Source organism: Planosporangium mesophilum, from assembly GCF_016863255.1.
GTDB lineage: Bacteria > Actinomycetota > Actinomycetes > Mycobacteriales > Micromonosporaceae > Planosporangium > Planosporangium mesophilum.
In genome coordinates this window covers 182,921-196,319 of sequence record NZ_BOON01000002.1, presented here as the reverse complement: position 1 = coordinate 196,319, position 13,399 = coordinate 182,921, and the positions used below count along the sequence as shown (strand labels likewise).

At 72.0% G+C, this 13,399-nt stretch carries 9 protein-coding genes; 5 read left to right on the top strand and 4 right to left on the bottom strand.

Going from position 1 to position 13,399, the window contains the following annotated elements; all coding sequences use genetic code 11:
• Nucleotides 1–11 precede the first annotated feature (11 nt).
• Nucleotides 12–1,025, top strand: coding sequence for a ketol-acid reductoisomerase (gene ilvC / locus Pme01_RS01645; protein WP_168113010.1), 1,014 nt, complete (start codon nt 12–14; stop codon nt 1,023–1,025).
• A gap of 169 nt (nt 1,026–1,194) precedes the next feature.
• Here ilvC and Pme01_RS01640 read toward each other — a convergent pair whose 3' ends face one another.
• Nucleotides 1,195–2,460, bottom strand: a complete 1,266-nt coding sequence (locus Pme01_RS01640) for an SGNH/GDSL hydrolase family protein (protein ID WP_168113011.1) — start codon at nt 2,458–2,460, stop codon at nt 1,195–1,197.
• A gap of 264 nt (nt 2,461–2,724) precedes the next feature.
• Here Pme01_RS01640 and serA point away from each other — a divergent pair, with 264 nt between their 5' ends.
• The 4 genes from serA to cimA all read left to right on the top strand — a co-directional run bounded on the left by serA (nt 2,725) and on the right by cimA (nt 8,925).
• Nucleotides 2,725–4,338: a phosphoglycerate dehydrogenase gene (gene serA, locus Pme01_RS01635; RefSeq protein ID WP_168113012.1), complete on the top strand. Its 1,614-nt coding sequence runs from the start codon at nt 2,725–2,727 to the stop codon at nt 4,336–4,338.
• Between the two features lie 103 nt (nt 4,339–4,441).
• Nucleotides 4,442–5,473, top strand: a complete 1,032-nt coding sequence (locus tag Pme01_RS01630) for a 3-isopropylmalate dehydrogenase (RefSeq protein ID WP_168113013.1) — start codon at nt 4,442–4,444, stop codon at nt 5,471–5,473.
• Between the two features lie 184 nt (nt 5,474–5,657).
• Nucleotides 5,658–6,755 (top strand): branched-chain amino acid aminotransferase, encoded by a 1,098-nt coding sequence (locus tag Pme01_RS01625; protein ID WP_168113014.1) that lies wholly within the window; start codon nt 5,658–5,660, stop codon nt 6,753–6,755.
• A 568-nt stretch (nt 6,756–7,323) separates the two neighbouring features.
• Nucleotides 7,324–8,925 carry a citramalate synthase gene (gene cimA, locus Pme01_RS01620; protein WP_168113015.1) on the top strand — a complete coding sequence of 534 codons (1,602 nt, stop codon included), beginning with the start codon at nt 7,324–7,326 and terminating at the stop codon, nt 8,923–8,925.
• A gap of 51 nt (nt 8,926–8,976) precedes the next feature.
• Here the strand turns inward: cimA and Pme01_RS01615 are convergent, their stop codons facing one another.
• The 3 genes from Pme01_RS01615 to Pme01_RS01605 all read right to left on the bottom strand — a co-directional run bounded on the left by Pme01_RS01615 (nt 8,977) and on the right by Pme01_RS01605 (nt 13,398).
• Entirely contained in the window at nt 8,977–9,906 is a 930-nt protein-coding gene (locus tag Pme01_RS01615) for an endonuclease/exonuclease/phosphatase family protein (RefSeq protein ID WP_373315435.1), read from the bottom strand.
• A gap of 204 nt (nt 9,907–10,110) precedes the next feature.
• A complete protein-coding gene (locus tag Pme01_RS01610; protein ID WP_168113017.1) occupies nt 10,111–10,371 on the bottom strand; it encodes a hypothetical protein in 261 nt (86 codons plus the stop codon).
• 216 nt (nt 10,372–10,587) lie between these two features.
• Nucleotides 10,588–13,398 (bottom strand): ATP-binding protein, encoded by a 2,811-nt coding sequence (locus tag Pme01_RS01605; RefSeq protein WP_168113018.1) that lies wholly within the window; start codon nt 13,396–13,398, stop codon nt 10,588–10,590.
• Nucleotide 13,399 lies beyond the last annotated feature (1 nt).

The following is a 13,399-nucleotide window of genomic DNA, read 5'->3' as shown; positions in this document are numbered from 1 at the left end:
AAGGGAAGCAGATGTCCGCCGAGGTGTACTACGACGACGACGCCGACCTGTCGGTGATCCAGGGCCGCAAGGTGGCGGTCATCGGGTACGGCAGTCAGGGTCACGCCCACGCTCTGTCGCTGCGCGACTCGGGCGTCGACGTGCGGGTCGGCCTACCCGAGGGCTCGAAGAGCCGGGCCAAGGCCGAGGAGCAGGGGCTGCGGGTGGTGACGCCGGCCGAGGCCGCCGCCGAGGCCGACGTGATCATGATCCTGGCGCCGGACACCGCGCAGCGCCACATCTACTCCGAGTCGATCGCCCCCTCGCTGACCGCGGGCAAGGCGCTCTTCTTCGGCCACGGCCTCAACATCCGGTACGGGCTGATCGAGCCGCCGGCCGACGTGGACGTCGCCATGGTCGCCCCGAAGGGCCCCGGCCACCTGGTACGCCGCCAGTTCGTCGACGGCAAGGGCGTGCCGTGCCTGGTCGCCGTCGAGCAGGACGCCTCCGGCAACGCCTTCGCGCTCGCGCTGGCGTACGCCAAGGCGATCGGCGGCACCCGTGCCGGCGCGATCAAGACCACCTTCAAGGAGGAGACGGAGACCGACCTGTTCGGTGAGCAGGCGGTGCTCTGCGGTGGCGCGTCGGCGTTGGTGCAGACCGGCTTCGAGGTGCTCACCGAGGCCGGGTACGCCCCGGAGATCGCGTACTTCGAGTGCCTCCACGAGCTGAAGCTGATCGTCGACCTCATGTACGAGGGCGGCATCCAGCGGATGCGGTACAGCATCTCCGACACCGCCGAGTTCGGTGACTACACCCGCGGCCCGCGCGTCGTCGACGAGCGGACCAAGGAGGAGATGCGGAAGATCCTCGCCGAGATCCAGGACGGGACCTTCACCCGTCAGCTGATCGAGGAGGAGGACGCCGGTCGTCCGAACTTCAACAAGTACCGCGAGCAGGGCGCCGCGCACCCGATCGAGCAGACCGGTAAGAAGCTGCGCGACATGATGAGCTGGGTGGACCGCCCGCTCAACGAGACGGCGTAACCAGCCGGCAGCAGACGCGATCCCGGCGCCGGGGTGGCCACCATCGCCCCGGCGCCGGAACGCCGCTGTCAGTCGCGCAGCAGTGCGGTTAGGTCTATCGCGTTCCCCATCGCCTGGCAACCCGCGTCGTTCGGGCCGCGCCGGGCGGCCAGCGCCTCGTGCTTCACCCCTACAGTTGACGTGGCTCGACGACGTCCGCCATGGCCCGGTATCCGGCGTCGTTCGGGTGCAGGTGGTCCCCGCAGTCGTAGGCCGGCAGGATCCGGTGCGGGTCCGCGGGGTCGCGCACGGCGGCGTCGAAGTCCACCACCCCGTCGAAGGCTCGGCTGGTACGGATGAAGTCGTTGACCGCCAACCGGACCGCCTCCAGCTCGCCGGTGTAGGCCGGCCAGCCCTTGAACGGGGTGAGCGTGCCGGCGATCACCCGCAGGCCGCGGGCGTGCGCACGATCGGCGATCGCGCGCAGCGCGGCGTTGATCTTCGCCGGGTCCGTCTGATGCGGAGACTGCTGGATGTCGTTGATGCCCTCCAGCACGATCACGGTACGGGCGCCGGTGCGCGACAGCACGTCCCCGTCCAGCCGCTCTGATGCCGGCGGGCCGAACGCGTCGACCAGTGGCGGCAACAGCAGGCGATTGCCGCTGATGCCGGCGTTGAGTACGCCGAGGTGAGGGCCGAAGGTCCGGTCCGCCAGTCGGTCGGCCAGGAAGTCGGGCCAGCGGTGGTCGGCACCGTAGGTGGATCCGTACCCGTCGGTGATGGAGTCGCCGAATGCGACGACGGAGCCGTGTGCCAGCGGGTTGAGCACGTCGACGCCGGTCACGTAGAACCACGAGGACCGCTGCTGCGGGTACGCGGTGCCGGACACGTCGGCCGCGTGGTCGCCGCCGGGCGCGAGGTACGACGTCTGCCCGGCCAGCGCGTGGTAGGTGACCGGGCCGGTCTGGGTCGGCAGGTACACGGAGACCAGAAGGTCCGTCCGGGCCGGTACGGGTAGCGCCACCGGGTCGCTCACCACGTCCGTCCCCGGCCCTGCCGTCACCGAACTCCGGCCGGCGAACGTGACGTCGCGAACGGTGCCAGGGCTGGCGGCCGAACCGTCGGCGCCCGACGCCCGGCGCGCCACGGTGACGTGGCCGAAGGTCAACGCCGTGGTGCCGAACCGATTGGACAGCCGGATCCGGGTGGCCGCGCCGCCGACGCTGACGCGTACCACGTTGCGGATGGAGTAGCCGGCGAACGTGTCGGCGGTGTCGCGGGTGGGCGCGGCCTCCCAGGTGCCCACCCAGCCGTGCCCGGTCCCGTGGGCCGGCGCGCCGGTGGTGTCGTGGGCCGGTGCGCGTGCGGTGCCGTGGGCCGACGCGCTCGTCTGGACGGCCGGCACGCAGAGGACGAGCGCCAGCGCGACGGCACCGGCCCGGAGCCGACGGATCATGGCCGCTCCCTCACTGAGGTATCGATGAAAGTGAGTCGAGCCAACAACTTAACCGGTCCACTGTCAATAGCCCGCCTGCCACCTGGGCCGGCGCTCTCGAGACTGCGGCGACGGGCGCTGAACCGGTTCGCTGAGCACCGACTCCCGTCCCGGCTGAGTGATCTCGGTCACGTGGGATCGGGGGCGCGGGCGGCCTCGTCCGGGCCTACCATCGCCGGGAAGGCACGCCGCGCCGTATCTCCCGATCGAGAATCGAGGAGCTCAATGACGACCGTCGCTGACCGCCCGGTGGTGGTGATCGCCGAGGAGCTCGCCCCCGCCGCGATCGACCTTCTCGCCGACGACTTCGAGGTGCGACACGTCGACGGTGCCGACCGCTCGGCGCTGCTGGCCGCGCTCGCCGACGCGCATGCCGTCATCGTCCGCAGCGCCACCCAGATCGACGCCCCGGCGATCGCGGCCGCGCCGCGGCTGAGGGTCGTCGCCAGGGCCGGGGTCGGGCTGGACAACGTGGAGGTGGCGGCCGCCACCGCGCGGGGCGTGATGGTCGTCAACGCACCCACCTCGAACATCGTCTCCGCCGCCGAACAGGCGGTCGCCCTGCTGCTGGCGGTCGCCCGGCACACCGCCGCCGCCAGCGCCGCGCTCAAGGCGGGGGAGTGGACGCGGTCGCGGTACACCGGGGTGGAGATCAGCGGCAAGACGGTCGGCGTGGTCGGTCTCGGCCGCATCGGCGTGCTGTTCGCCCAACGGATGGCGGCCTTCGGGGCACGCCTGATCGCCTACGACCCGTACGTGCAGCCGGCCCGCGCCGCCGCGCTCGGTGTCCGCCTCGTGGGCCTGGACGAGCTGCTGCGCGAGAGCGATTTCATCTCGATCCACCTGCCGAAGACGCCGGAGACCGCGGGGCTCATCGGCGCGAAGGAACTGGCGACGGTGCGGCCCGGCGTGCGCATCGTCAACGCCGCCCGCGGCGGGTTGATCGACGAGCAGGCCCTGGCGGACGCCATCGCCGAGGGGCGGGTCGCCGGTGCCGGCGTCGACGTGTACGCGAAGGAGCCTTGCACGGCGTCGCCGCTGTTCGCGTTCGACTCCGTGGTCGCCACCCCGCACCTGGGCGCCTCGACCGTGGAGGCGCAGGACAAGGCGGGCCTCGCGGTGGCCCGGAGCGTGAAGCTGGCGCTGCGCGGCGAGTTCGTGCCGGACGCGGTCAACGTACAGGCCGGCGGCGTCGTGGCCGAGGACGTACGCCCGCTGCTGCCGCTGGCCGAGAAGCTCGGCCGGGTCTTCACCGCGGTGGCCGGCGGCGTCGCGGCGGCGGTGACCGTCGAGGTGTGCGGCGACGTGGTCAGCAACGACGTGTCCGTGCTCAAGCTGGCCGCCACCAAGGGTCTGTTCGCCGGCGTGGTCTCCGAGCAGGTCACGTACGTGAACGCACCGCTGCTGGCCGCCGACCGCGGGGTCGAGGTGACGCTCGCGACCTCACCGGAGTCCGTCGACCACCCCAACCTGGTGACGGTCCGCGGCGCGCTGCCGGACGGCCGCGTGGTCTCGGTCTCCGGTACCCACATCAGCGGTCCCCGGGAGTCGCTCAAGCTGACCGAGCTCGACGGGTACGAGCTGGAGCTCACCGCCGACGGAGTGCTCCTGTTCCTGCGCTACGCCGACCGGCCCGGCGTGGTCGGTACGGTCGGCTCGATCCTCGGCGCTGCCGGCGTGAACATCGCGGCCATGCAGGTCGCCCGGCGGGAGGCCGGTGGCGAGGCGCTGATGACGCTGACCGTGGACAACGCGCTCGACTCGGACCTGCTGGCCTCGGCCGCGGAAGCCGTCGGCGCGACCGCCGCCAGCACCGTCGACCTCTCCGAGTCCGCGTAGTCCCTCATGGGAGGGCGTCCAAAAAGTGGACCCGGTGTACCGAACCCTAGGACGATGGCTTAACGTTCCCTAGACGGTACGGCGAGAGAACGGACTGACGACGGTGACGCGGATCGCGGTGGTGGCCGGAGACGGTATCGGACCCGAGGTTGTCACGCAGGCGCGCAAGGTACTCGACACGGTCCTGCCCGGTGTCGAGGCGACCGAGTACGACCTGGGCGCGGCCCGTTACCACCGTACGGGCGAGGTGCTGCCGGAGAGCGTGCTGACCGAGCTGGGCCAGCACGACGCGATCCTGCTCGGTGCGGTAGGCGACCCGTCGGTCCCGTCCGGCGTCCTGGAGCGGGGGCTGCTGCTCAAGCTGCGGTTCGCGTTCGACCAGTACGTGAACCTGCGCCCGTCCCGGTTGTGGCCCGGCACGGCGAGCCCGCTGGCGAACGCCAAGCCGGGCGAGATCGACTTCGTGGTCGTGCGGGAGGGCACCGAGAGCCTGTACGCGGGCGCCGGCGGCAACCTGCACCTGGGTACCGCCGCCGAGGTCGCCACCGAGGAGAGCCTCAACACCCGGTACGGCGTCGAGCGGGTCATCCGCGACGCGTTCGAGCGCGCGGCGAAGCGGCCCCGGCGCCACCTGACCCTCGTCCACAAGAACAACGTGCTCACCCACGCCGGTGGGCTGTGGGCGCGCACCTTCAACGAGGTGGCGGTGGAGTACCCCGCCATCAGCACCGAGTACCAGCACGTCGACGCGGCTGCCATGTTCCTGGTGACCCAGCCGCAGCGGTACGACGTGATCGTCACCGACAACCTCTTCGGCGACATCCTCACCGACGTCGCCGCGGCCGTGACCGGCGGGATCGGCCTCGCCGCGAGCGGCAACATCAACCCCGACCGGCGGTACCCGTCCATGTTCGAGCCGGTACACGGGTCCGCGCCCGACATCGCGGGACAGGGCGTAGCCGACCCGGCCGCCGCGGTGCTGTCCGTGGCGCTGCTGCTGGACCACCTCGGCCACCCCGAGGCGGCCCGACGGGTAACCGACGCGGTAGGCGACGAGCTGGCTGGGCGTACCCCCGGCGCCGCCCTCCGTACCGAAGAGGTCGGCGACCGGATCGCCGCGGCCGTAGCCGCCTGACCCGGTCCTCCTCCTGTTGATCTAGGGGAAACGGCCCGGCGCCTGCCCGTTTTGCGCTGCTCTTCTCCTAGTTCGGCGTCTTCCGCCCGACGGCTGACCTCATGAACGACCGTTCGGGGGGTAAGTTGCAGGCACGGCCGGTTCCGGCCGTCAGACACACCATCACTTTCACGAAGGAGCACCCATGATCGGTGGTGAGAGCCTCGAGTTCGAGATTCGTCCGAATCCGGCACCGGTATCCGCCGCCGAGCGGGCCGCTCTGCTGGCCAACCCCGGGTTCGGGCGGGTCTTCACCGACCACATGGTCACCATTCGGTACGCCGAGGGCAAGGGCTGGTACGACGCCCGGGTCGAGGCTCGCGCACCGATCCCCATGGACCCGGCGACCGCCGTCCTGCACTACGCCCAGGAGATCTTCGAGGGCCTGAAGGCGTACCGGGTGGACGACGGCCTGACCATGTTCCGGCCCGACGCCAACGCGCGCCGGTTCCGCGAGTCCGCGCGGCGGATGGCCATGCCGGAACTTCCCGAGCAGGTGTTCATCGACTCGCTCGCCGCGCTGGTGGAGATCGACCGTGAGTGGGTGCCCGACGACCCGGACGGCAGCCTGTACCTTCGCCCGTTCATGTTCGCGAGCGAGGTCTTCCTCGGCGTCAAGCCGTCGTCGGAGTACCTGTACCTGGTGATCGCCTCGCCGGTCGGGCCCTACTTCAAGGGCGGGGCCGTGGCGCCGGTCACCGTCTGGGTGTCGACCGACTACACCCGCGCCGCCCCGGGCGGTACGGGCGCGGCCAAGTGCGGCGGCAACTACGCCACCAGCCTGGTGGCTCAGGCTGAGGGGATCGAGCACGGCTGCGAGCAGGTCGTGTTCCTCGACGCCGTTGAGCGGCGCTACGTCGACGAACTGGGCGGGATGAACGTCTTCTTCGTGTTCGACGACGGCTCCCTCGTCACTCCGCCGCTGACCGGCACGATCCTGCCCGGCATCACCCGCGACGCCGTGATCGCGCTCGCCGGCGAGCAGGGGCACGAGGTGCGCGAGGAGCTGTACTCGTTCGACCAGTGGCGTGCCGACGCCGCGAGCGGCCGGCTGCGTGAGGTGTTCGCCTGCGGTACCGCGGCCGTGCTGACTCCGGTCGGGACGGTCCGCTCCGCCGACGGCGAGTTCGTGATCGGCGACGGCGGCACCGGCGAGGTCACCTCGCGGCTGCGCCGGACGCTGGTCGACATCCAGCGCGGTCGGGTCGCCGATACCCACGGCTGGGTGCGGCGCCTGCCCTGAAATCACGCCACGGGTGTGCCGCCCGTACGGGCGGCACACCCGTGTTCTCTTTCGGGAACCGGGCCGGCGTCGGGCGCGTCCAAGCACGCATGTCGAACTCAGCCCGCTACACAGATCTGCCGCTGCCGACTCTGGTGCTGACGCTTCGAGTCCGGACGTCGTCCGATGTGCCGAAGCCTTCGGCAAAGCCCGGTCGCGCCGAGCGCTGATCCCGTCGACGTCCGGCGATCGCTTGCCCGGCCGAGCCGAGAAGTGACACCGCTGCCGCAGGTTCGAAAAATCGCATACCGCGGATCTGCCGGACGATGCGGTCGGTCGGCGGGTCAGAGCGACCCGCGCCCTTACCGGATCGTTGTGACTCCATTACACTGTGAAGTCGCGCACTCTACGGTCCCGAAATTCGGAAACTGCTTCCAGAATGTAGGCCGACGTGGCAGTGTGCGAAGCGTGACCGTGGTCCTCGCCGTACTCATTATTGGCCCCTAGCGCGCCCAGCAACCGACGCTGAGCGCGCAGACCTCTCGCATTCGCGAGGGGTCTTTTTCGTTGTGGAGAGGCTGGAAGATCAATGCAGGTATACGACACCACGCTGCGCGACGGGGCCCAGCGCGAAGGCATCTCGTACTCGGTGGTCGACAAGCTTGCGGTGGCGCGGCTGCTCGACGACTTCGGGGTTGGCTTCATCGAGGGTGGCTGGCCGGGGGCGCTTCCCAAGGACACCGAGTTCTTCCGACGAGCGCGCACCGAGCTCAACCTCAAACACGCGCTGTTCGTGGCGTTCGGGGCCACGCGCAAGGCCGACACGGCCATCGACAAGGATCCTCAGGTACGGGCGCTGCTCGACGCGGAGACGCCGGTCGTGACGCTGGTGGCCAAGTCGGATGTGCGCCACGTCGAGCGTGCGCTGCGCACCACCTTGGACGAAAACCTCGCGATGGTACGGGACACCGTGGCCTTCCTGGTGGCTGAGGGCCGCCGGGTGTTCCTCGACTGCGAGCACTTCTTCGACGGGTACCACCTCGACCCGCGGTACGCGACGGAGGTGGCCGCGACCGCGCTGGCCGCCGGCGCGGAGGCGGCGGTCATGTGCGACACCAACGGTGGCATGCTGCCGTCGGCGATCACCAGGGTGGTCGGCGAGGTGAGCGGGCGGCTCGCGGCGCGGCTGGGTATCAGCGTCGACGAGGCAGTCGCCAAGCTGGGCATCCACTGCCAGAACGACACCGGCTGCGCGGTCGCCAACACGGTCGCCGCGGTCGAGGCGGGCGTACCGCACTTCCAGTGCACCGCCAACGGGTACGGCGAGCGCGCCGGCAACGCCGACCTCTTCGCGGTCGTCGGCAACCTGCAACTCAAGCTCGGGCTGCCGGTCCTACCGGACGGCTGCCTGGACCAGATGGTGCGCGTCTCGCACGCCATCGCGGAGATCGCCAACATCGCACCCGACACCCACCAGGCCTACGTCGGGTCGTCGTCCTTCGCTCACAAGGCGGGGCTGCACGCGAGTGCGATCAAGGTCGACCCCCTGCTGTACAACCACGTGGAGCCGGAGGTCGTCGGTAACGACATGCGCATCCTGGTCACCGAGATGGCCGGGCGTGCGAGTGTCGAGCTCAAGTCCCGGGAGCTGGGCATCGACCTCGGTGCCCACCCCGAGGCGCTCTCCCGGGTGACGGCGAAGATCAAGCAGTTGGAGGCGGGTGGGTGGTCGTTCGAGGCGGCCGACGCCTCGTTCGAGCTGCTGGTACGGGCCGAGCTGAACGGCGGGGTCACTCGCCCGTTCGCGCTGGAGAGCTACCGGGTGCAGGTCGAGCACCGCGAGGACGGCGCGGTGGTCAGCGAGGCGACGGTCAAGGTACGGGTACGCGGTGAGCGCATCATCGCGGCGGCGGAGGGCAACGGCCCGGTCAACGCCCTCGACGAGGCGCTGCGCGTGGCCCTCGTCAAGCACTACCCGGAGCTGTCGACCTTCGAACTGGCCGACTACAAGGTGCGCATCCTCGAAGGCAGCCACGGCACCGGCGCGGTGACGCGGGTACTGCTGGAGACGGCCGGCGGCAACGGCGACTGGACCACGGTCGGGGTACACGAGAACGTGGTCGAGGCGAGCTGGCACGCGCTGGTCGACGCGCTCAGCTACGGCCTGTCCCAGCAGCACCTGCCCGCCTGATCGTCACAGCGTGCCGGAGGTCGTGGCCCCCGCGCCACGACCTCCGGGCGTTCAGGGGCCGGGCAGCACCAGCTCCGTGTAGATGGCCCGGTGGTCGCTGCCGGGGACCTGGTACGCGTCGTAGCCGGTCACACCCACCCGTCGATCGGCCAGCACGTGGTCGATGGTCACCCCGGGGATCCACGACCTCCCGTCGTACGGCCAACTCGCCGTGAACCCGCGCCCGCGTACCGAGGCGGCGTCCCGGTACCCGGTCTCGATGAGTTGGCGCAGGCGTACGTGGTCGAGGGTGGCGTTGAAGTCCCCGATCAGGACCCGTACCACCCCGTCGGGGCTGGCGGGCGGCTCGGCCGACAGGTCGATGCGCGAGCAGTCCGGCGGCAGCGGTGCGCAGGGGTGCGCCGACTCGACCGCGACCGTGACCGCGCCGGGCACCCCGATCGTGGCGGTGGCCTGGGTGAAGCCCGAGGGGAGGGTACGCAGGCCGTCGTCGCGCAGCGGAAACCGGCTGAACAGCCCCGAGCCGCCGGCGCCGGGCTCCGGGTAGGAGACCCGGTGGGGGAGCAGGTCCGCCAGTCCGGCCGCATCGAGCGCCCGCTCCGCCTCCGGCGTGAACTCCTGCACGGCGAGAAGTTGTACGCCGTTGCGGCGTACCAGGTCGACGATCGCCCCGGCGTCGGCGCTGCCGATCATCATGTTGGAGCTGAGTACCCGCAGCCGGGGCCCGCTGCCGGCGCCGCCACCGGCGGCCAGGCCGCGCGGCACGACGCAGACCAGCAGGGCGATCGCCACCACGCCCGCCACCGCGGCCGGCCACCACGCGCGCAGTGCCGTGGCCAGGCCGACCACCGCGAGGGCGCCGACGGCGACGTACGGGGTGAACGCGACCAGCGGGAACAGCGGGCCGCCGAAGCGGTCCAGGCCGAACACGCGTACCAGGGCCCACGCGGCGAAGCCGGCCACGATCAGCCACAGCACCAGGCGTACGCCGGTGTGGACCGTCGTGGTGGTTCGCTGAGCGGACGCCTGGGAGATCGTCATGCTCGTGAACCTAGCCGTCATGTCGCCCACCCCTGCCCCGCTTCGCCGGATCATCACGACGTCTTCACGACGACGGTGGACCCGTGACGCGCGACGAACGCCGACGCGCAGGGTATCGAGGTGGGGCTAGGGTCCCGACAGGGGTCAGGCCCGGCTGAATCGGTTCAGGTGCGTGCGACTACGCAGGAAACGGCGCTGGTTGGGCATCTGCGGCGGGTCGCCGGTCACCGGCAGCCCGTACCCGGCGAGGGTATTGGCGGCACCGTTGGCGGCGTCACAGGGGCAGGGGCGTCCGCAGGCCTCGCAGAGTCCGGTCTCCCGCTGGATCCGGTGGACCGCCAGGGTCACCTTGGCTCTGGCGATCCGGTTGCGGAGCTCGTGCGGAGAGTTGGGTGCGGTGGTCATCGGTGCACTCCTGGATCGGCCCGTACGGGCATCGAGAGCAACAGCCGTCCCCTGTACATTCGTCCTTGCGAAGCCGGTCAAACAACCGCCATCTGACCCGAGTCGTCACCCCAGGTAGGGCTCGGATCAGCCGAGCGTGTCGCCTAAAGATGGGACCGGGCCCCCGTTTATCGCCAGACGAAAAGGGCATTGATCACTGTTAACCCGGTGAAACGGTTAACGGCTCCGATTGGCGTACGCGCTGACGGCGAGCTCCACCCGGGAGTTCAGGCCGAGCTTGGCGAGGATGTGCGACACGTGGTTGCGCACGGTCCGCCGAGACAGGTACAGCTCGGCGGCGATGGCGGGGTTCGAGCGGCCCTCGACCACGAGCCCGGCGACCCTGCGCTCGGTCTCGGTCAGCGCCTCCCAGCCGCTCTTCGGGCGCGGCCGGACATGCCGGTACCGGATCCCCGCGCCCTTGAGCCGCGCCTGCGCCCGGTCGAGGTCCCAGGCGGCGCCCACCCGCTCGTAGCAGCCGATCGCCGAGTCCAGGGCGGCCCGCGCCGGCGCGACGCTGCCCGCCGCCGCCAGGACGTCGGCCGCCTCCTCGTACGCGTACCCCTGGTACAGCGGCCGGCCGGCCTCGCCGTACGTCTCCGCCGCGGTGAGCAGCAGGGCCGGGTCGGCCTCGGCGACGCCCCGGCACAACTCGGCGGCCGCGCGTACGTGGGGGCCGGCGTGCCGGGCGGCGAGCCGGCCGAGCGCGTCCGCGGCCGTACCGGCCCGCGCGCGCTCCCCGGTACTGCCGGCCAGCCGGGCCAGGTCGGCGGCGAGGCAGGTCCACATCGGACCGGGGTGGCAGGCGTCGAGCAGGGTCAGCAGCGCGCGGTGGGGGTCGCCCGCGCGCTCCCACGTCAGGGTCCGCGCCGACAGGCGCAGCCGCCCCCAGTACGGGTGCGGGTCGGGGCGGGCCAGCGCGTCGGCGTACGTGTCGAAGTCGCCGCGGTGCATCGCGATCAGGGCGGCCTGGCTGCGCAGCGCTTCCGCGACGCCCAGCCGGTCGGGCGCGTCGAGCCCGAGCAGGACGTCCGCGAGCGCGTCGTCCCACCGGCCGTGCAGGTACCGGCCCCGGGCGCTGGCCAGGTGGTGCCAGGTGAGGAAGGGCTGGCCGCCACGCTCGGCGTGCCGGCGGCCGTCGCAGCAGGCGGCGTCCGCCTCCCCGAACCGGTCCAGCTCCAGCAGGCAGAGCGCGCGTACCAGGTGGGGCGCGAACGGCCGGTCGGGCTGGATCTGGTCGTCGCCCAGCGCCACGAGCGCCCGGTCCGCGAGGTCGAGGGCCTCCCGGGGGCACTTCCGGATCAGCCGTACCGCGGAGCTTGCCGCCAGGGCGTACGCGGCGTCGTAGCCACCGGCGCCCGCCAGTGCCTGTTCGGCGGCCACGTCGGCCGCCTCGACGCGGCCCAGCAGCAGCAGACACTGGGCGACGAATCCGTGGAAGCGGGCCGCCTCAGCGGCGCTCAGCCGCGCGCCGGCCAGCACCTCCTCCGCGACGGTCAGGGCACTGTCGACGCGTCCGCTCTGCAGGTACGCCTGGGCCAGCAGCCACCGCAGCGTCACCCCCCGGGCGCCGCCGGGTAGCGCCTCGCCGCCCGACGGCGCCCCACCCCCCGGCAGCGAGTCGTTGGCCTGCGGTAGCGCCTCGCTATCCAGCGTCGGCTCGCTGCCCGGCAGCGAGTCGTTGGTCTCCGGTAGCGCCTCCTGGGCGGCTCGCTGCGCGTCGGCCGGGCGACCGGCCCACAGCAGCGCCCGCGCGTACTGCACCCGCAGGATCTGCGGCGCGTCGGCGGCCCGCTGCGCGAGCGTCCGCTCCAGCAGCGGCGTGGCAAGCTCCGGAGCGCGGGTGACCAGCGCCTCCGCCGCCCGTGTCAGCCAGTCGACCAGGTCCGGGGCCAGCCCGGTGGCGGCGGTCAGGTGCCGCGCGACCCGTTCGACCCGCGCGCCGGCGGTCGCCAGGGCCCGTCCGGCGCGCAGCCGCAGCGCGTCCGCGGCGGACGCCGAGAGGTCCTCGGCGAGTACCCGACGGATCAGGTCGTGCCGGAACACCAGTTGGTCGCCGGCGTCGACGAGCAGACCCGCCGCCACCGCCTCGTTGACCGGCTGCCACAGCAAGATCACCGGTATACCGAGGACGGCCGCCAGTTCGGTCAGGTCGACCCCGGGGCCGCCGAGGACGGCTGCTGCCCGCAGCAGGCCGAGCGCGGCCGGGGACATCGGCTCCAGCCGGCGCCGGATCAGGTCGAGCAGGGGCGGCGGTACCTCCGGAAGGGCACCGCCGCCGCGGAGCGTGGCCGCGCCCTGGACGAGCCGGATGCGGCCGGTACGGGCGAGCGCCCCCAGCAGCTCGGTCACGTAGCGCGGGTTGCCGCCGGCCCCGGCGAGCACGCCGTACAGGTCGGGGCCGGGCGGTGCGCCGAGCAGCGACGTCACCAGCTCGGCGACCTCGGGTTCGGGCAGCGGCCCGAGGGGCATCGACTCCGCGCCCCGGCCGAGCAGGCTGCGCAGCAGCGCGTCGAGCGGCTCGCTGCGCGGGGTGGGCCGGTAGGCGGCGACGAGCAGCAGTGGAAGCTGGCGGACCGCGCGGTCGACGCAGCCGAGCAGCAGCAGGCTGGACGGGTCGGCCCACTGGAGGTCGTCGACGAGGACGACCATCGGGGACGTCGCGCACCACCGTTCGATGCGCCCGATGACCGCCTTGGTGATCACGAGATGGTGGTCCGTGACGGCCGGCTCGCCGGGCGGGCACCGGTCCAGCCACGACCGGATCACCCCGTACGGCGGGGGCGGGTCGAGCGGGATGCCGCCGCCGCGCAGGACGCGGGCGCCGAGCCGGCGCGCCTCGTCGGCGGCGTGGGCCAGTAGCGCGCTCTTGCCGATGCCGGCTTCACCCTCGACCAACAGGGCCGCGCCATGCCCCATGGCCGCCCGTCCGACCAGCTCACGCAGGTGCGTGAGCTGGTCTCTCCGCCCAACGACGGTTGTGCGCATC

What these genes read in the sequence shown, in the direction of transcription:
- Pme01_RS01610 (WP_168113017.1), bottom strand. Translation starts at nt 10,371, where the DNA reads ATGACCACCGCACCCAACTCTCCGCACGAGCTCCGCAACCGGATCGCC.
- Pme01_RS01605 (WP_168113018.1), bottom strand. Translation starts at nt 13,398, where the DNA reads ATGCGCACAACCGTCGTTGGGCGGAGAGACCAGCTCACGCACCTGCGT.
- Pme01_RS01640 (WP_168113011.1), bottom strand. Translation starts at nt 2,460, where the DNA reads ATGATCCGTCGGCTCCGGGCCGGTGCCGTCGCGCTGGCGCTCGTCCTC.
- serA (WP_168113012.1), top strand. Translation starts at nt 2,725, where the DNA reads ATGACGACCGTCGCTGACCGCCCGGTGGTGGTGATCGCCGAGGAGCTC.
- Pme01_RS01625 (WP_168113014.1), top strand. Translation starts at nt 5,658, where the DNA reads ATGATCGGTGGTGAGAGCCTCGAGTTCGAGATTCGTCCGAATCCGGCA.
- ilvC (WP_168113010.1), top strand. Translation starts at nt 12, where the DNA reads ATGTCCGCCGAGGTGTACTACGACGACGACGCCGACCTGTCGGTGATC.
- cimA (WP_168113015.1), top strand. Translation starts at nt 7,324, where the DNA reads ATGCAGGTATACGACACCACGCTGCGCGACGGGGCCCAGCGCGAAGGC.